The sequence below is a fragment of the Pseudoalteromonas luteoviolacea CPMOR-1 genome (assembly GCF_001625685.1).
GTDB lineage: Bacteria > Pseudomonadota > Gammaproteobacteria > Enterobacterales > Alteromonadaceae > Pseudoalteromonas > Pseudoalteromonas luteoviolacea_K.
Window position 1 is genome coordinate 51067 of sequence record NZ_AUYC01000002.1, and the last position, 19108, is coordinate 70174.

Genomic DNA, 19108 nt, shown 5'->3' on the forward strand with positions numbered 1-19108 from the left:
ATGGAGTGCAGCTTTAAAAAGCTGACATTTAAAGATGAACAACACGGACAACCCCCTGACGTTTAAATCACTGGCCAAAGCAACGAAACCCGAACTTGAACGGCTTACTCGAGGCGTTATTAATACCTGTGATCTTTCACCTTTATTACGCTTTGATCTGAACAGCGCGATGGATGCAGAGAGTAAAGATATTACGGCACGCTGTGATGACTATAAAAATGGCTTTGCTGAAGTCAGAGCGCGAAGACAAATCTCTGATACTGTGCCAGATGAACACATCCACGATCAAATAGTGACTTTACCTTGTGGCACACTGTGGTTAGCTGGGATCTACCGCAATCATCAAGACCAAACCTTCATCGAGATTATCGGAGAACATACAGTTGAGTACTCTGATCTTCAACACTACTTACCAGATATATTGCGCTTTTTTAGTTGGTGCCAACCTGAAATCGTATCCGTATGGTCTAAGCCACATAGCGATCACTTTAAGCTACTTGTAAATTTACGTGGCGTTGAAATTGAAGACTGTTTTTGGGGCGCTGAAATTGCCAATATCAATATACCCACAGACGAGGAAATCACGCTACTCCCTTTTGATATGGCCGCTGACTGGCATTGGTATGAACAGGAGTATAAAGCTTTTCATCTCGATGTACCGCACTTAAAAGATCGTCTCGAAATCGAAGATAAAGAATCAGTCGCTGAGCTGGTAGAAAAAAATTTGGCATTTGTTGCCTATCACGGTGATCACCCAAACCAAAAGGTCGGTGTTATATTGCTAGACCCCTGCACAGAGCTTGGTTATAGAGGGCTATTAATCAATGAGTTTATAATTTCAAAGGCGTTTCGAGGCCAAGGCTTTGGACCTAAAATACAAGCAGCCATGATTGACAAAATTCGTGCACAATATGACTTTGTGTGCGGTTATATTTACAGTGGTAACCACGCTTCAATGAACAATGCTAAATACACCCGCTCTTTGCTCAGAACCGAGCTTACACTCCCCATTGAACATTTTATTACATAGCGCTCACCTCTTTAACTGAGATAAAAGCCACGCTGAAATTCAATCGTGGCTTTTTAAATCAGCTTTGAGTGCGATTAGTTACAATCACGTACCCACTGCCATACTTCCCATTTAGAAGAGTGATCTGCTGGTGAATCGCCTTTATTCCACCACTGTGCTTCATAAATACTGCCATTTTGTGAAACCTGGTCACCTTGCAAATATACTTTGCTACTTGACCATGCATCTACAGCACAACCACCACCGACAGATACTGTCACTTGTTGAGTCTTAGTAGATTGTAACCCTTCGACATCTTTTACAGTCAGAGACACACTGTAAGTGCCCGCAGCACCATAAGTATGCGTTGGGTTTTTAAGCTGGCTTGTTGTGCCGTCACCAAACTGCCAGTCATAACTCACAACCCCTTTGTCATCAAAAGAGGTGTCGGAGAATGCCACTGTCAGTGCGTTTTTCGTAAATGAGAAGTTCGCAACTGGCGGCGTATTATCAACAGGATCGGTATCTCCTTTAGGGATCACTCCACCAAAGTGCGTTGCGACTTCAGGCCAAATTAGTTCAATTCGCGTACCACGGTTCAATTTGGTAGTACATTGCGTGCTATTACCATAGTGGTGAAGTGCAATGACATTATTGTCATACGCAGATACGACTGGCGAACCAGAAGAACCACCTATAGTGTCACATTTATATCCCATGTCAGTGTCAGAACCACGACCAGCTGTCACTGTTTGATCAATTTGACAATAACCGCCCGTATTTTGATCGCTTTCAATCGCCAACTCTTTCGGATTACCGCTACCGTGCTGAGGAATGAAAATACGCTGTCCTTTTTGTTGTGCAGACACATCTAAACCAAAATGGCCGAACTGTCTGATTTTCTCGAAGTTACTTACTGTAAATAGCGTATAATCTAATCTATAGTCAGTAGCAAGCAGTTGATCAGCCATGACTTTCACTGTGCCATTCGTGCTACCAGTACCACATGCTGAACGTTGATAGTTAAACCATACTTCTACGTTTTTCGCATCAGCCGCCGAATCAAAACAGTGGTTGTTGGTAAACATATGGTTACCTGCACCGACACGCCAAGCGGTACATAAACTGCGCCCCCCGATCAGCAAACGGGCAACAGGACGACTGCGCTCATACTCGACTGGGTGAGATGTTTCCCAACATGCGACATCTCTGCGTTCATTAATGCCGCAAGTTGAGTTTGGCTCAATCATATCAAAGCCCGACATAATCTCGTTCGAGGCAAGCTCTGTGTCAGAGTAGCCCGCATAAAAATCCGCAACCTCAATGCCATGACCTTGCGCCCACAAGCTTGGCTCAGAGACGACTAACTTAAGCTTAATTGCATCTGCCGATACAGACATTGACGAAAAGACACCGCTGTCATTTTGATCGTACCGATAAACTTCTTTGCCTTTTAAATCACTCACTTCGAGGTAAGCGCCTTTTGGCAGTGAGAATTTAGCAAAGTTAACTTTAATAAAGTTCGCGTTCGGGTAATTAATCACATGTTCAAACTCATTTTTATCTGAATTAGACACGTTATTGATACCTAAATTAAGTTGATAAGAAACCGCTTGAGCAACTTCTGTTTTTTGTGCAACGCCAGTATCTTGAATGTTTGCTTGTGTGCCACTGGCAACGACAAGTGCGCAAGCAGGGAGTAGCGACTTGATTACTTTACATGATGTCATAAGTATAAAATCCTTTAATTGTAATTATTGTGCTTTTTAATAAAAAGCTTATGAAATTTATGTTATTACAAAGTTAATTTCAAGGGTGGGGTAAATTAAAAAGAGTAAATTATAGACAAAGCCAAGTCATTTTATGTACATGACCCCCTCTTAGTTTAGGTGTCCCATTGATTAATTTTTAAAAATGAAAGTTTATAAATCATATATTTAGTATACAGAATCGATTTGATTCGTAATTTTTATGCAGCCCCTACACCAAAAAAAATAAACATCGAAACTGGCAGATTTATCAGCTTACCTCTAGTAGTACTTCGATGCTAAATTAAGTCCAGTTCACATATTGATACTTTTGGTATTTATCTATTTAGCCCGATAAATCTCCATAACATGTAAGAAGGAAATTCTAATAATGAAAAAACAGCTAACTGCGAGCCTAATCTTGGGGTTATCATCCTTTGCTACATTTTCTCAAGCGTGTAAAACAGAGGTTGAAAGCGTTACTACCAAATATTATAGGGGCATCGCAAGCTGCCATGCATATGTGAACGGGGCGTTCCATCACATAGAAAAATATGTTCCACAAACGACTCAATCTCGCATTTATATTGGAGACTGGATAACAAACCCGACAACTCATCGTCGAGAATATGCGACCTGCTTTGCGAATGTGCCCTTTTCACACTCTGATATAAAAACCATTAGCGTCAAATATTGTAAAGACAAAGTACTGGTTGAGGCACGTGGTATTTCACCAGAACAAGCAAAGGACTTTTTAAGGCAACGCGGTGCAACAGAAATTGGTGGTTGTAGACCAGACTTTACTGATCAACCGATGCATTTTATTTGTGCTGGCTATATCGTTGATTGGATAAAACAATAGAGATATAACTTATTGTCTATTTGGCAGATAACAATAATAACACACCTGCCAAATAGACAAGTCTCTTAACGATATATCTCAAACTTAACTGCACTAAAACAATTAATATATTCAGGGAAAGCCAACCTCTGTGTCAGCAATATGCTTATAAAACAATACTCAAGATCAAAACATATGATGCCGATTACTGTAATAATGCGATACTAAAAAAAAGCGTGCGTACAGAGGCAGTGAGTCTTACACCTTAATAAATTAAGACCCACTTATAGAACATACGCATCATGAGCGTAAAAATCACATTTTTATAATCGTACTTAACCGCTTTTTAATCACTGGGTTGGTTTGCGATTGATTCAGTTTATCTAAACGTTCAATATTCATTGCAGATAACTTATAGTTTGCTTGCTGATACACACGTGCAAACGCATCAATTGCGGCCATTTGTGGCGACGCCAACAAACTTGATACCACTTGGTCTTGATATTCAGCAATTGGCCCTAACGATTTAATCGTATTTTTGCGCACTTGTATATCAGAGTGTTGAAGTAACTCAGGGAGCTTCGCAATTAACGCAGGGTTTTTCGTATTGGCCATCGCTAGCACCGCTGTTGATAACTGCTTGGGGTCATCCATCTGCTTAGATAAATAACTGGCCACATGTGTTGACTGTGCGGGTGAAAACTTACTCATTGTTCCCATACTCAACATGGCCATGTCAGAAAGCACCGTGTTTCCCCTCTGCTCAACAAGGCTTCTTAAACTAGAAAAGCCAACATCAGATGCATTTTCAAACCGCCCTAATGCCATAACAAGTTTTTGTTGAACTTGGATACCTACATCATTATCAGTTAGCAGATCTGAAATCATCTGCTCCGCTTGCAGGGTTTGGGCTTTTTGCAATGCGTAAATAAAAGCAGAGGACAAACTATCATGCGTATCAAAAAGGGCTTTCAGTTCGCTCTGATCAAAACTTTTTAGCATATACAAACCGATTGCTTTGGCCAAGTTGGGATCTAAATTGCTCTGTAGTGACTGTATAAGAGTCATGAAGTTATCACTCGTCACTTGTACCTCGACTTGCTTTGAGGATGTCGCGGGTTGAATAGTATGGTTGTGATTGGCAACCCAATCAACGGGAGCAAATGGTACATGCTTTATTGGCTTTACCGTCACTGTTTGCACAACTTCATAGCGCTGTCCACTGCGTTGCCAAATTTGCTTGTTATCATACTCTAGTGTCAGTTGATCCCCAGAAGCATTCTTATTCACGGTCAGTTTCCACAGCTCTTGTTCTTGATTGTCTGCATATTTTTGCTGCGCTGTTATCACGCGTTCAATGACATTATCTTGTTGAACGTATTGAAAAGTCTTCATACCCAAAGCATCTTCGAATGTCAGGGGTGTATCCAATGAGTAACTCATTAAATCGAGTACTTTTGATACCACAAATAGTGGATGCTGCTCATTCAAGCCAAGCATGTCGAGTTCAGAGAATTGCCGTGACTGATACTTCACCAAAAATGGTAACTGAGCAGGCATCGATTGTAGCTTATTGTCTGTCATAAACACGATGTCACTGAGCATCGCAGCCGACTTTGTCGAAGCGGCGGCATGTGGTTGAAAGTGCATTTGCCAACTCAGCTCAGAAAATGTCATGGCACTGCCGCTGTCGCTCAATACCGCAGAGTGAATATCCACTTGATAAGCGAAGAAATATGTTTTTGACACCGGCTTATCTTCGGCCTTTGAAGTGCTTTCAGTCGATTGTGCCTGGTGCGGTGCTTGACTCGAGGAAAAGTTTACAATGATCAAGCCAGCAAACAACGCCGCAGCGACACACATAAAAATTGTTTTATTCATGAAATCTTCTCAAAAGTGGTGGCTAAAGCCACCACTACTTCTGTTGTTATAGATTTTCCCAAACTGGGCTAGCATATTCGTACAGCACGGTTTCACGTGTATACAGTGGATCCCATTTCATTACGTCCACATTGAACTGCAGTAAACCCCACAACTTCTTGCAGTAGGCTTGGATTTTGCCGTCGCCACCAGTAAGTTTTGTGCTAATTTTTAACTCTAAGAAGCCTTGTTCAATGACTTGCGAGTCTTGCGCTACACGACGAATTCCCGCCTCGACATAGCCTTTCCCTTTGACTTTCAACAGGTTTAATTTACCCTTCACACCCGCTTCAGAGATGCCGTGGCCAAATGAACCGTATGCAGAGCTCGATACCAAACCACCAACATATGGCTCAACAGAGGCATATATATAGTCTGGACGTCTTACTCCATCGACTTCGAAAGGCTCTTCATTACCGTAGCCGCCAATTACTCCCCCCACGGTAAATTCAGCACCCGCTTCAACACCAGCACCAAATTTAACACCCACTTTTAATAGCCCAAGCGGATCTAATGGAAGCTCTACTTTAGGCTTTATTGGCTCTGGGATAAGATCAAAATAGTACTCAACTGGATAGGTAACAGACGCGTTAAGCAAATCATCACAATTAGGCTTAAAACTCGCGACGGTGTCATCACCAACAGTAAAGTTAAAGCTCATTCCCTGCGTACAGTCGAGCTTGCTAGGGTTAAACGAAAACTCAAGTTCACCAATAGACATTTTAAAGTTTCGATTGTGAAGCTTCACCCAGTTACCAGCTTGATACGCCCCTTGCGTTGCGCCATTGCTCACCTGATCAACATACATCCACCCCTGCTGATCACGATATTGGTGCGATTGACCAATCACATTATTTTTTTCAATCGTTCTTACATTGCGCTCTACATAACCCGGATCTTTATATAAGTAGGCGTTTGCAACAGGTGACAATGTAATCGCAGAGATAACGCCTAACAATGCAGCGTATTTGAATTTCATGGTTATCCTCATATTTTTAAATGTTCAAATGTATATATGTTGCGCAACAAAACCACAATAACACACTTTTTTTACACTTTACTTTCATTTTTACCTTTTATAGATAAATATAGATTTAAAAACAACCAGAAAACCTCAAATAAATACGTATCCCAACATTGATTGATACAACTTTTACAATAATAAGTTTTTACATTGGTGTTAAATTTAAAATAAAATTTTATTTTAACCTTGTAATACCACTAAATAGTTATCAAAAACTTCGTATTAAACAAAACTAAAACCACACAAGCCAATAACTCAGATAATCCCAAGAACAAAGCTAATATTCATGACTTTAATTAAAATTAACACAACAAAAGTAGCACTGTCCGATTTTCAAGCAAAACATAAAGAACGAGTGTGGTAAATCCTTCATAAGTCGAGATAAGCGTTCCAGTACCGGAGCTGTGCGAGTAGTGTGATGTTGGCTAAAGTGCATATTCCTGGTACTGGCACACCCGATTCAAATTCTTTTATCATGCAAACTATCTGTGTTTAAGTGAACTTACTTTTTCGCATCGTAAAATGTCCTTCTTACATTGATAAAAATTCTACTTATGGACTATTTCACTATGGGGACATACAACTGGTGTAAGTTAACGACCACCCTTCTCGTTTCATTCGTTGGATCATTTCTAAGTGAACTTCACTTGTATAAGGCTATTACTTATGCAAAAAAGCGTGTTCGCCATTAAGGCGATAAACTAAACACCAATATCGTATTTGCCGTGAGTTGACATTAACTTGCCTAGAAAGCGAGCATGAACCTTAAGTGTTGGTTTGCGTCGCAACTTCTAGTTTGAACTTTTTACTGTATTTAGACATAAAAAGACCCCCAGTAATTAGAATGTCCAATTATTGGGGGTCACTTCATAGTGCGAGGCTTTGGGTTCAAACTAACCTTACATAGGCTCCTTTGACTTTAACCAATCTAGAGCGTCATCAATTTCATTTACAACAAAAATATGTGTTTCCTTATTCCTAGCAACCTCTAATGCAGAGTTTATTACTGCATGAGAATTTGAATCACAAACACTCCATGTTCTTCCGGCCACATTTGCTCTAACTAATGCATCACTACTGTTTAAAAAATACAACCATTTTTCAATAAGTTCGCTGCGACCACATCTTATTAACGACTGATATAAACGAACTTTTTCAACTTCAGAGCATTGCTCCATGCTGATTTGTTCAAGTAGCTCTAGAGCATCGTTACCTCGAATCTCACCAAGAGCATAAATCGCGTCCAACCTAACCAGCTCAGAGTGATCGTTTAGGTGCTTGGCAATCAGTTCAATTGAGTTAATATACTCCCAGTCGCCAAGTACTCTTATAGCTTCAGATCTAACTTCTTCATCCTCTACAAGCGTTACAACTTTATCAAACACTTGTTGGGGAGGCTTAATTGGCATGGCCTTACTATTATGCTCGCTTTCTTACGACGTAATAAATTAAAGATAACATTCACAGTGGCGCCTCATAAGCATGTGCCTATTCGATTAATAAACTAATGCTAGAATTAACTCTGGCTGGTTTGTTTAAGGGATTTGTAAATGTTAAAGATTGGGATTGATGCTATCAAAAAGGTCGCGGCACAAAAAACGATAGTTATTGACTCCGTTAAGGATGTCTATGTCGTTGGTGGTTTGGATAGGTAACACATATCATATTGATACCAATTATTACGGTCGACCGACTCTAGTAAATCTCAAAAGCTTGATTGATGAAAAAGAAAACTCGAAGGTTTAACCATCTCACAACCAAGCCAAATTAGTTAAATAATCATATTTTTCAATATCTTGTATTGGTTATGAAAAACCTATAATAGGTTTCTCACAATGTCCAATTCTGTACTAAATTGAGTGGCGTTACAAAACCTAGTAGAGAACCTCTCTTTCACTCTTCAATGGCAAAATCGAATAAACTTATACAAATTGCCTAAATAACCGTTCACAGTTCGAATTTTTTGAGAACTAGGCAAGAAGGCTTAATTCAAAAGGCATTCAAATCTATAGTTTTTTTATACCTTTTAATTTCAAAATTAATGAAACACTAAAAGACACCCAAAAAAAACAGGTAACTATAAAGCCAACTTCAACCGAAGGATTTATAACAAAAAAAAGCAAGTACATTATAAAGGATAAAATACCAACATCCTGCACAACCCCACGTAAAAGCTTTGCATTATTTAAAATAACAAAAAACTCTTCATTATTAAAACCACCACAAGACTTATTAACTTTATTCAAGATCAAGTTCACATCCGTTCGTTTCAATCCGAGCAATATTACAGGTCTATTTAAATAAGTCATGATAGAAAACGTTCTCCCAAAAAAAGTCAGAAACTCAACATCTTCAAATAGTATAGATATATATCTATAATTAAACTTATAGAATACTATTTTATTTTCATTAACCTCATAACTTAACCCTACTATTATAGCCCAGAGCAGAATTAAAATTATGATTACATACAACGCGAACTCTTCACGCCAGCTTTCCAAAAAACACACAGAAGTGACGGTAGCAATTACCATCATAATTATGAGGTTTGGGATTTCTTTCGAATAGAACCTATTCATAATTAGTTTCTTCTAAATGGATCGACTTGTTCTTCTGCTCTTCCACACAAAAAGCACCAGGGGTTATTGCCATGTTGAATAGAAAACCCACCTTTCCCCCATCAGTTTGCTCACTATTATCTTCACTAGCCGCGGCTGTCCCTACTTGAAGTGTCAACTCTGTAAATATGGTCATACCTGCGTTAAGTCCATCCTGATTTTCCCCTAAAACTATAGACACTTAGCTTACCGATTTATATCGGATCTCAAGCTCTTCTGGGGACTGATGGCCCAGATGGCTGTGCAGTCGTACTCGATTGTAAAATACTTCTATATAATCAAACAAGTCTGCCCTAGCTTCATCCCTAGTCGCGTAGATTTTTCGCTTCACTCGCTCCGTTTTAAGTGAGTGAAAAAAACTCTCAGCGACAGCATTATCCAAACAATGACCACGCCTGCTCATACTGCTTGTAAGGTTATTTGTCTTTAAGAACGCTTGATAGTCTTCACTTGTATATTGACTGCCTTGGTCGCTATGCACGATAACATTAGCATTTGGTTGCCTACGCCATAGAGCCATCAGCAGTGCTTTTATTACAATTTCACGCTTCATTGTGGGCTGCATAGACCAGCCTATGACTTTGCGTGAGAATAAATCGACAACGACTGCTAAGTACAGCCAGCCCTCATACGTTTTGATATAGGTGATATCGGTCACCCAAGTGGTATCAGGCTCAGCTACCACAAACTGTTGTTGTACATGATTATCTGAAATGACCGATGGCATTGACGATTTAAAATAACGACGCTTATAACCCAAATTAGCCTTGAGTTTGGCTTGCTGCATTAGACGCGCCACGCGATTCTCACCAACACGCGTGCCATTACGTCTCAGTTGAGCTGTAATTCGAGAGCTTCCATAAACGCCACCAGACTCAATAAACGCTTCTTTTATCTCTTTGGTCAGTTGCTTGTTTTCAATTGCTCTAATGGACTCAGGCTCATTTAGCCAAGCATAAAAGCCACTTCGATGAACGTTAAGGACAGAGCACATTTGAGCGACTTTCCACTTATCGAGGCGAGACTTTATGAACGCGTATCTTTCCTTGACTCGCTTGCAAAGAACGCGGCGGCCTCCTTTAATATGTCACGCTCCTGAGTAACGCGTTTTAGCTCAGCTTTTAACCGCTTTATTTCGTCACTTTCTTTATTCTGTTTAGGCGTTTTCTTTGCCTTACTCACCCAGTTATAAAGTGATTTATCAGTAATTCCGAGGCGATTAGCTACATCTTTAATTGCGTAGCCATTATCGATGACCTGACGAACGGCTTCGTCTTTAAATTCTTGTGGATATTTATTTCTCATAACACCTTCTATCTTACTTCATTTTCAAAATAAAAGATGTCTAGTTGTTTAGGGGAAGATCAGTACTAGCTTTATAGGAATAGTTCAATCAAGAGCACGATCATGAACCAACATAAATCTCAACACTCAGTACTCGAGAAAATTAACATATGGAGCGCAGACAACACTGATTCACCTAGTCTTTTAATTTCTCAAGATGATGGCTCTTTTCATCTGGGATATTACTCTGGTATGGGCACATCCGATAACACACCAATTGAACAACTAGACCCACAATACAAAGCAACCATTAGCCAGCTTTATATTTCCGGCAAACTTATACAATCAGGTAAAGCCTTTACACTTTACCCTGGCAGTGATTCTTTTAAGAAGCTTGTTTCAGTTAAATAGATTGGTCATAAAGTTCAGATATTGGATTTGGTTAATAGGATAAGGTTCGTAGATTTTTCTTGATCGCAGGTTGAAAACAAAAAGCCCCGCGATTGCGAGGCTTTGGATTCAAATTACAAAATTCTTATTTAGTGATCATTTAAAACGAATCCCAAATACTCCTTCTTTAAAGCATTCGCTATATAACTCACCAACCTTATGTTGATCAAAATCCTTCTTCGTAACATTTAGAGATTCTACCACCCCGGTATTTCTATCTTTTAACTTAAAATTATAATCGGTAAAAAATAGAGATTCCGAGTTCTTCCATTTATCAGTAACATTCCCACTAAAACAACTAGTTTCTGGCTTACTAGACAAATCATTAAATAACAGAATATACCCAGTTGTCATAGTGGTAATAAAGAACACTTTCATTATTACTTGAAAAATCAAAGCAATTTTGATTAACAACTTCTGATATTGAAGATTTGACCAATAAAAATATAAAAATGCCAATAATAACAGTGGTCCTACATATTTGAATGTGAATATAAAAGGCTCGTGATTTAGATAGCTATATTGCAAAATAGGAAAGACACCTATTAAGCAATATAGAACTAATAATAGCGGAGCAGCATTTTTAGCTAGTTCTTTCATATATCTTTTAGTCATCTCGTTTTTCGATATCTTTAGCAATTTCACTTCCAACAATCTGCGTTGCCGTATTTAATACATCCGTTACAACTGTTGCTGTAGCTACATTAGCCACCGATGTAACTGTCGCTGTTGCTCCAGTTTCCAATATTGCTCCGCCTACAAGACCCGGAGCCAATCCAGCGGCACCAGCAACAGCAATTTGGGTTCCGCTAACTTTAGACAAGTCCCCATCATGCCCTATAACTTGCCCTGCCGCATTAGATGTAGCAGAAACTGCACCTGTTTTTAAAGATGTACTTCCCATTGTACTTAAAGCTCGCCCGGCAGTAGCTGTTTTCATACTTAAATCCGCAGCCTTACCAGCAGCAACGAGACTGGCACCACCAGTAAAGCCTGCTGTGGCACCTAACACGGCACCTACACCTGCCCCTTGAGCTGTAGCTTCCCAGTCACCGCCACTAGAAACATAAGCACTTACACCTCCAGAAATTGCGCCAACAGTCGCACCAATAGCACCTAGAGCCAAATTGAAAAACTCACCATTCGGATCGGTGTATTTATACGGGTTGTTATTCACGTATAAATATCGGTTGAAAGACATGACAGGGTTTTTAGCCGTATAACCCACCGGATCATTCGAGTAGAAACGACCTATGACTGGATCATAGTATCGTGCCTGCATATAGTTTAAGCCTAGGTCAGTATCATATTCATGGCCAGTGTATCCAATAGTATCCCGTGATCCTTCAATACTCTCACCAAAAGGTCGATAATGTTGTTTGCTCTGAGCTAATGAAACAGTTTCTACATTACCGTACTTTGCAATCAACTTGCTGCCTAAATAAATATAGTTAACACCATTGCCAGTGAGCACTCCAGTCTGATTGAATAACAGTCGGCCACTTTGACTAAAAATGCTGTACTCTGTTTTGTCGCCTTCAACCTTTTTAACTCTACGATTAAAGCCATCATATAAATAGCTATTACCATTGGCGGTTACTACTTGATTGGCATCATTAAAAACTAGGGAGTATTTTCCATTGTTCGTAATATTCCCCCTACTGTCATAGCTTATATTATTATATTTACCACTTACTCCTGAAACAGAAGTCAACCTATTGTTATCGGCATTATAGGTATATACAAGGTTTCTACTTTTACTTTTGTAATTTGTAATATTACCGAGAACATCATAACCAATATCACTATCACCTATTTTACTGCCGCCAGTAACTTTAGTTAACCTATTTAATCCATCATATCGCATACTGGTAATCGAATAGCCATCATCAACACCATTTAATATTGAATTAACATTACCGTTATTATCAAAACCATATGTCAAATCTAATGCACTAACGCCAGTTTTTAGATCCGATATTCTTTTGGGTAGATCACTGTCAGTATACAACTCAAGTTCATGCCTGACGCCATTTCCAAATTCATAACTCTTAGCCATACCGTTAGGATAGTAATTAACATCTTTAATGAAGCGCTTTTCCAGTACATTATTATGATTATAAGCAATCACCGAACGTGCTTCACCATATGCATTAGGCATATATTTTATTGTTGTACTATCTGGATAGGTTACAGAATATAAATGCCCCGCAGCATCATAATCATATTGCAATGAAACGGGAGTCTGATCAGCAATTGTAATTAGCTCAGTTTCTAATAAGTTCTTATTATTATAAGTATAGAACTGCGTTATATTAGATTTAATTAATGTGGTTAAATTACCATTTCTATCATACTCCTGATCCAGATCTAAATCAGTGCCTGGATAATTAGTATTATGTAGTAAACCTAAGTTGTTATAAGTAAAGTGAATACTGCCAGAAGGAGCCGAAGTTAAACATGTGGTATAATTAGTGCCCTCTTTCTTCCAAGCTAGTTGACCTAGTGCATTGTACTTCATTACGGTCGTGCCAACATCCGCTCGCTTCACTAAGCACAATTGCTTATTTGAGTCATATAAGCGCGTTTCTGTTTGCTTTAGAACTCTACTTGCAGAACTTGCAGAATAAACATTATTTATATCAATAATGCGCGGGTCTTCACATCGAAATGGATCTATTCTGTCACAAATTGGAGGCTCTGGATCGACAACATCACCACCACCTCCCCCTGAATTTGCTGGCGATTCATTAGATTGAGTAATAGATTCAATAAATCCCCCAACATCTCGATGCAATTTGGTGAGTATCGACTCAGGTGAAGCTATTTCAATTATATCTTTATAATTTGGGGCCTGATAACTTTGAAATGTTTTAGTCGTTTTATTCCCTTTGCCATCAGTTTCTTCCATTCTATGGCCCGATAAATAACGATAGTTAACTGTGCCCAACCCAGACTGTTCAGTTTTGATGCGACGATTTAAAAAATCATAATAAAATCTCGTGCCACGCGTTTCTGTATGGCTATCACTCATTATTGACTGGAAAGCCAGACGCCCAAATCTATCATAATTCAAGACTTGATAACGTGTGCTGTTAAGCGCTGTTGCATATTTTAAATCTGTATATTTTTTAAGGATAACCTGGTTATGCGCGTTATATTTTTCTTCTATTTTAAATTCCAGGTTCGAGGCGCAACCAGACATAGATTCATTTAAAGTACAATGCGTAATTGTTCTTTTATTATTTATGTCATCCCAGCTATATAGAACACCTAACCATTGACGCCCGAAGCTTGTATCATTTTCAGTTTTTTTAGAAACTAATCGGCCTAACTTATCATATTTATAATAAGACTGAGTGCCTTTTTTATCAGTATATTCTAAGGTGTTACCGAATAAATCCGCCGACTTAATCTCTTGAACTGTACTATCTGACAAAGCTGAGTATGAAGTAATCGTTTTTGGTACGTTCGCAGTGTAATCAGAACTAAAAGACGTCGTAATTTTACCATTACCTGATAGGCGCTGATGATTTAGCGTTTTGCTTTTTACGGCCCCCTTCGAATCACCAGTTTCATGATAAGTATAACTTTCTTTTAATAACCCAAAACTATATATATCTTTTATATTTAGCGTGTCTGGTTCAAGAACAAATTGAGACTCTGAAATGTATCCACTATTGGAGCTTGAATATTCTTTCCTATTTAACTGGTTTGTTATCCAATTAATTTTATTATGTGAGTATGTATTTTTGGTATATTTAGTAGCACCGGTAAAAACCTGAGAGTCTATTGGATTTGCTGGCAGTTCTTTAGAACTCGAAAAAACTTCTTTATATTTTGTTAATCCACTATATTTTCCATAACTCAAATAGTCAGTAAAGAAAGTATCATAACCATCACTTACCCTATAACTAGTATATTCTTTTGATTTTCTCACGCTTACACAACGATTTGGTGCAACAATAAAATACTCGCCTATAAGTTGCTTATAACACCCGCTGCTTCCAAGATAGTAATGCTCCCATTGCGTTTCATTTTTAGCGAGCAAGTCACCTTCTTTCCAGCGCTGACGAAGAACCCAACCAACATTTAAATATGGCCCTTTATATATTTCCTGCTTGTAGATACGGGCACCATAGTCTGCTGGGGAATGGATATAATTAACCTTAGTCAAAGCATGTGAATTCCCATCGACATCGTACTCATATGAGATTGACTTATGACCCCCTAAGCCTGGGTAACCTACCTCTGGTGGTGTTAATGTATATTGAAAACGTCTTTCCTGAATGTTTGGTCCTGTGATTTTTTTAGAGCTTACTGTAAGGCTATTTCTACTATCCTCCCAATAACCCTGATATGTATACTCAACTTTTAAACCTGACGGAAAGGTAATACTATCGATTGATTTCAAAGCCCCGGTAAAAGCACCAGTATGCGTGAAAGAGGTAACACGCTGTTCCGGGTCGACAACTGAACTTATTTCACCTAAAGAATTAAAATTAAAAGTGGTTACATAGGTTTCACTGTTATCATCAATTATCAGCTGCTTAACCTGTGACCCAGCCACTTCACTAATTTGAACTCCATTAAAATTAATATGCTGTTGGGTTAAGTCAATTTTTAAGCCATGCTTATCCTCTATAGAGACAGGCCTCCAAACATATTGTTTTTCTACTGATGTTATTCTACTGCCAAACTTGACTTTTGTTCCATCAGAAAAAACCACCACAGGTCTGGCTGATTCACATTTTAATATGGTGTGGTCTTTAAATAGTGCCAATGTGCCAGATGGCATATCGTTACTGTTAAATCCTAAAGGTTTTGATCTTTGGGGTAAACCCAAGCCACCTTGATTGAACTCAAGGCCTGATAAATTCCCCAAACACCCAAACTTTCTTATTGTTTTTTCTCCACCGCTGTCCCATGTTGCCGTGAGTGACATATTCAATCGATGACCATTGAACTTTTTAAATATGTATACAGCACCACCTTGAAAGCCTTTCACTTCATATCCAACGGAAAGCGAACTACCATTTGCGGCAGGGATCGTTTTTATATTAAATGTGTGGGTGAGTTTTAGATCCTGAATACTTATACTTTCAGAAGGCAAATCGCTATAGTAACTCTTAAATACAGAAGAAAAATCTGTGCTTCCTTCGTCATTTCCATTTCCATTTCCTGGTAAGTGCCCAGTATCTGCTAATGCAGCATTAGGAAATACTAAAAGTGCGATCGAAATAAATTTTCTTATTATTCTCATAATCTAACTACTCTTGAGTCTCTGCAACTGGGCTACCTAATAAATCGGTATGAATGAATGTCACTTTTTTACTCGGCGCAAAGCTGACCGAAGCTAAGCCTGTGTTATTACATGTGTTTATGTTGCACGCAATAACTCTGAATTCATAATTACCATTTAACTTACTTATTAGAAACTGATTTTCATCCACGACAAATAGCTCAACCCATTGGCCTTGGCTATTCAAAACTTGAATTTGGTATCTGCTGGCGTGTTTAATATCATCCCATGTGACATATGTAATACCTGCAGTAACTTTTGTACTAAAGTTTGACGCTGGGGGAAAAGGCACTGTTGGTATGAATGGGATAACCAAAAATGCCCCCTCACTTGGAATGGGGATCCATGTCGTTTTAGCTTTCGCCATAAAAGGAAAATTTAGAAGTAATACCAATAAAATTGATATTTTATTTTTAAATTTCAATTTCAATTTCAACCTCTTTATTAAAAATAAGCGCACACAATAAAACACAATGTTAACACATACCTTCAATAAAACCCTAGATGTAAAAAAAACGCATTATAAAAACACTTTAAAACCTTTTAGTTACCTTTTGTTAAAGAGGGTGTATAGTGATACTAGGAAATCTTTCCCTATTCCTAAATAATTAGGATAAAGCCCTTTTATAAATCCAGTTTAAAGAACATGACATGACCTTTCATTACAAAGAGAGGTGAACCCTCGCGAACTATGACCTAATATTTAGCCAATTTTTAAGTACCTCAACAAGGACTTGATGATTTTTGTAAATTCGCTGCTGGAGCAAAAATCCCCTCAGGTATATCAAGCCAATTTAAAAAAGAGAAACACTCCGAGGTCAACACTCCACTAATTAACAATACATGTATTAATCGTATCACATGAACAGTAAAGCAAAACATTGAAGGTAAGTGGTTATTTACTTAAAAAAGATAACCAAACTGAATGTACTGATATATTATTCGAGCTGTAAATACGAAGAAGCACTTCAATCTAAAATAATTAAAACGAGTAATAGAGGGAGAAGACGAAATAGTTAAATAAAAAGCCGCTGTTTAGAATATATCAACTCAGCTTTCGATACAAAAAATGAGCGATATATTGCTCACTTTCTAAAAATATACTAAATAACACAAAGTTAAAAACCCAACAGCAAGTATGCGATAAGTGTGCTGCTGGGTTATCGGACACTTTACAGTACTGAAATAGAACCGAAGATACTATTTACTTCAGCTTTATAACGCTCTGCATAGTGTAGAGAAGGTGAAACGTACATAACCATATATAACTTGTCATTTTTAACAGCAACAAGTGCGTCAACCGACTTCTTCAAACCACCTTCAAGGAAATAAGAAAGTTCCATTCTGAAACCAACATCTTCGCCAATCATTTGCGGAGCCATGCTCTCAGTATTCACGTTGATTGAGCCACCATGGCTATTTTTCAGTGAAGTTTTTACAAACTCTTCAAGTTCATTTGGCAACATACCCGCTTTAAAAGAAGGTAATGGTAACTCTTTGTTAGAAGACTTAAATATAGTTTCTCCATCTGCAATATTACCAATGATGTATAACTCATTTAATGCTAAGCCATCTTTAGTCCATAGCTGAGACTTTTTATGTGGGTTACCATTGACTTTATTCCAACTTGAAGTTGGTGTTAGCGTTATACCATGAACAGTTGCAGACTGCGGCTTAACAAGCTTAAACGCAGCGCATGAAGTTAGTGTCAGTAAGAACAGTGCTAATGCAATGTGTTTCATTTTACTATCCCAAAGTTTTAATGTAATAAGCTACCATTGCTTTATCCTTAGCATCCGGTACCAATTCTAAATATTTTTCAAAATGTGCTTTAGCCGTACTATTTTCCTTAACTTTTAAGTACAGGTAAGCTAGATGTTTATGTGTTGTATTCGGATAACCTGCGTGAGTCAGAGCTGTCTTATAATGGGAAATCGCCTCTTTTATATCTTGCTCTTTTCCCCGTTTTCTTGATAATTCACCATAAAAATAGTGAATCAAAGATAACGGGTAACCCATCTCTTTATGACGCTCTAGCAACACTTCTGTCTGCTCTTGCTCTTGAAGCGCAATATGATTTTTCATCAAACGCTCATAATGAACGCTGACTACAGCGTGTAATCCTGCTCCCTTATTGTCATCACTTTTCACTTTAGGCAGTGTTAATGCGTGAGATTTAAGGTATTTATTGCGCTCTTCTGAAGCTGGGTGGCTTGCAAAAAATGTAGAACGCGACTCTTTCGATTTGTCCGAGTTTCTTTCTTCGAGAATATTGCCCCATAACAAACTCGCCTCAAGCGGGTCAAATCCAGCCTTGTGCATCAGCTCTGCGCCCATAATATCAGCTTCTTTTTCATGCTTTCGGCTAAATGCCGCACCAGAACCTGAATTAGCCAGGGTAGCCAAACCGTATACGCCCGTTACGGCGGCAATACCTATATCAAGAATAATATTGGCTGCGGCTGTGCTTTGCGCTTGACGCCATTGCTCAATTTGGTGCGTACGTAAAAAGTGTGCGACCTCGTGACCAAGTATGGCAGCGAGTTGGCTTTCATTCTCTACACGTAACAACAATCCAGTCCAAACATGCATCATGCCGTTTGGATACATTGCAGCATTGAAGTGAGGGTTATCAATAATATAAACACGAATTGATGAACAATATTCTCCAGCTATCTTACATACCATATTCGAGACATAGTTATTTAACTCCTTGTCACGAATAAGATAAGGAGAGCTTTTGACATCTGCCTCAAGTTGATTAACCTTGTACCAAAACCCGCCCTCATCTGAAGACCAATCTGGTTCATAGTTCACGTCAATAGTAGGCGAATATGTCAGCTGAGAATGGGCATTACAAATCGGTACTATGACTACAACGAGAAAGACAAATAAAAGCGTATTCTTCATGT

15 protein-coding genes are annotated in these 19108 nt (G+C 38.6%); 3 read left to right on the forward strand and 12 right to left on the reverse strand.

Going from position 1 to position 19108, the window contains the following annotated elements:
* The first annotated feature begins 34 nt into the window (after positions 1 to 34).
* Positions 35 to 1030 (forward strand): GNAT family N-acetyltransferase, encoded by a 996-nt coding sequence (locus N473_RS00640; RefSeq protein WP_063366294.1) that lies wholly within the window; start codon positions 35 to 37, stop codon positions 1028 to 1030.
* Between the two features lie 74 nt (positions 1031 to 1104).
* On the opposite strand, the gene N473_RS26650 is transcribed toward N473_RS00640, so the two are convergent.
* Positions 1105 to 2739 (reverse strand): PKD domain-containing protein, encoded by a 1635-nt coding sequence (locus N473_RS26650; protein WP_063366295.1) that lies wholly within the window; start codon positions 2737 to 2739, stop codon positions 1105 to 1107.
* Between the two features lie 409 nt (positions 2740 to 3148).
* Between N473_RS26650 and N473_RS00650 the strand changes: the two genes are divergently transcribed.
* Complete coding sequence (locus N473_RS00650; RefSeq protein ID WP_063366296.1) at positions 3149 to 3619, forward strand: hypothetical protein; 471 nt, start codon at positions 3149 to 3151, stop codon at positions 3617 to 3619.
* A gap of 294 nt (positions 3620 to 3913) precedes the next feature.
* Here N473_RS00650 and N473_RS00655 read toward each other — a convergent pair whose 3' ends face one another.
* The 6 genes from N473_RS00655 to N473_RS00680 all read right to left on the reverse strand — a co-directional run bounded on the left by N473_RS00655 (position 3914) and on the right by N473_RS00680 (position 10465).
* The gene (locus tag N473_RS00655; RefSeq protein ID WP_063366297.1) at positions 3914 to 5479 is read right to left on the reverse strand and encodes a HEAT repeat domain-containing protein; all 1566 of its coding nucleotides are present in this window, start codon (positions 5477 to 5479) and stop codon (positions 3914 to 3916) included.
* A 46-nt stretch (positions 5480 to 5525) separates the two neighbouring features.
* On the reverse strand, positions 5526 to 6497 hold the full coding sequence (locus N473_RS00660; RefSeq protein ID WP_063366298.1) for a hypothetical protein: 972 nt from the start codon (positions 6495 to 6497) through the stop codon (positions 5526 to 5528).
* Positions 6498 to 7441: 944 nt separating this feature from the next.
* Positions 7442 to 7951, reverse strand: a complete 510-nt coding sequence (locus N473_RS00665) for a HEAT repeat domain-containing protein (RefSeq protein WP_063366299.1) — start codon at positions 7949 to 7951, stop codon at positions 7442 to 7444.
* Between the two features lie 597 nt (positions 7952 to 8548).
* Positions 8549 to 9121, reverse strand: coding sequence for a hypothetical protein (locus N473_RS00670; RefSeq protein WP_063366300.1), 573 nt, complete (start codon positions 9119 to 9121; stop codon positions 8549 to 8551).
* Positions 9114 to 9341 (reverse strand): hypothetical protein, encoded by a 228-nt coding sequence (locus tag N473_RS00675; RefSeq protein ID WP_063366301.1) that lies wholly within the window; start codon positions 9339 to 9341, stop codon positions 9114 to 9116. Before N473_RS00675 ends, N473_RS00670 begins: the two co-directional genes overlap by 8 nt.
* A protein-coding gene (locus N473_RS00680; protein WP_419555127.1) for an IS3 family transposase occupies positions 9342 to 10465 on the reverse strand; the annotation gives its coding sequence in 2 pieces (ribosomal slippage) (positions 9342 to 10243 and positions 10243 to 10465; 1125 coding nt in all).
* Positions 10466 to 10567: 102 nt separating this feature from the next.
* Between N473_RS00680 and N473_RS00690 the strand changes: the two genes are divergently transcribed.
* Positions 10568 to 10855: a hypothetical protein gene (locus tag N473_RS00690; RefSeq protein WP_063366303.1), complete on the forward strand. Its 288-nt coding sequence runs from the start codon at positions 10568 to 10570 to the stop codon at positions 10853 to 10855.
* A gap of 135 nt (positions 10856 to 10990) precedes the next feature.
* Here N473_RS00690 and N473_RS00695 read toward each other — a convergent pair whose 3' ends face one another.
* From N473_RS00695 to N473_RS00715, 5 genes are all read right to left on the reverse strand, one after another.
* Positions 10991 to 11494, reverse strand: a complete 504-nt coding sequence (locus tag N473_RS00695; protein ID WP_155735491.1) for a hypothetical protein — start codon at positions 11492 to 11494, stop codon at positions 10991 to 10993.
* Between the two features lie 7 nt (positions 11495 to 11501).
* A complete protein-coding gene (locus N473_RS26655) occupies positions 11502 to 16157 on the reverse strand; it encodes an RHS repeat domain-containing protein (protein WP_063366305.1) in 4656 nt (1551 codons plus the stop codon).
* A gap of 7 nt (positions 16158 to 16164) precedes the next feature.
* On the reverse strand, positions 16165 to 16563 hold the full coding sequence (locus tag N473_RS00705) for a hypothetical protein (protein WP_155735492.1): 399 nt from the start codon (positions 16561 to 16563) through the stop codon (positions 16165 to 16167).
* 805 nt (positions 16564 to 17368) lie between these two features.
* On the reverse strand, positions 17369 to 17938 hold the full coding sequence (locus N473_RS00710) for a hypothetical protein (RefSeq protein ID WP_063366307.1): 570 nt from the start codon (positions 17936 to 17938) through the stop codon (positions 17369 to 17371).
* 4 nt (positions 17939 to 17942) lie between these two features.
* On the reverse strand, positions 17943 to 19106 hold the full coding sequence (locus N473_RS00715; protein WP_063366308.1) for a M48 family metallopeptidase: 1164 nt from the start codon (positions 19104 to 19106) through the stop codon (positions 17943 to 17945).
* Positions 19107 to 19108: the final 2 nt, after the last annotated feature.

Coding starts and splice junctions, on each gene's coding strand:
- N473_RS00640 (WP_063366294.1), top strand. CDS start 35: ATGAACAACACGGACAACCCCCTGACGTTTAAATCACTGGCCAAAGCA.
- N473_RS26650 (WP_063366295.1), bottom strand. CDS start 2,739: ATGACATCATGTAAAGTAATCAAGTCGCTACTCCCTGCTTGCGCACTT.
- N473_RS00650 (WP_063366296.1), top strand. CDS start 3,149: ATGAAAAAACAGCTAACTGCGAGCCTAATCTTGGGGTTATCATCCTTT.
- N473_RS00655 (WP_063366297.1), bottom strand. CDS start 5,479: ATGAATAAAACAATTTTTATGTGTGTCGCTGCGGCGTTGTTTGCTGGC.
- N473_RS00660 (WP_063366298.1), bottom strand. CDS start 6,497: ATGAAATTCAAATACGCTGCATTGTTAGGCGTTATCTCTGCGATTACA.
- N473_RS00665 (WP_063366299.1), bottom strand. CDS start 7,951: ATGCCAATTAAGCCTCCCCAACAAGTGTTTGATAAAGTTGTAACGCTT.
- N473_RS00670 (WP_063366300.1), bottom strand. CDS start 9,121: ATGAATAGGTTCTATTCGAAAGAAATCCCAAACCTCATAATTATGATG.
- N473_RS00690 (WP_063366303.1), top strand. CDS start 10,568: ATGAACCAACATAAATCTCAACACTCAGTACTCGAGAAAATTAACATA.
- N473_RS00695 (WP_155735491.1), bottom strand. CDS start 11,494: ATGAAAGAACTAGCTAAAAATGCTGCTCCGCTATTATTAGTTCTATAT.
- N473_RS26655 (WP_063366305.1), bottom strand. CDS start 16,157: ATGAGAATAATAAGAAAATTTATTTCGATCGCACTTTTAGTATTTCCT.
- N473_RS00705 (WP_155735492.1), bottom strand. CDS start 16,563: ATGGCGAAAGCTAAAACGACATGGATCCCCATTCCAAGTGAGGGGGCA.
- N473_RS00710 (WP_063366307.1), bottom strand. CDS start 17,938: ATGAAACACATTGCATTAGCACTGTTCTTACTGACACTAACTTCATGC.
- N473_RS00715 (WP_063366308.1), bottom strand. CDS start 19,106: ATGAAGAATACGCTTTTATTTGTCTTTCTCGTTGTAGTCATAGTACCG.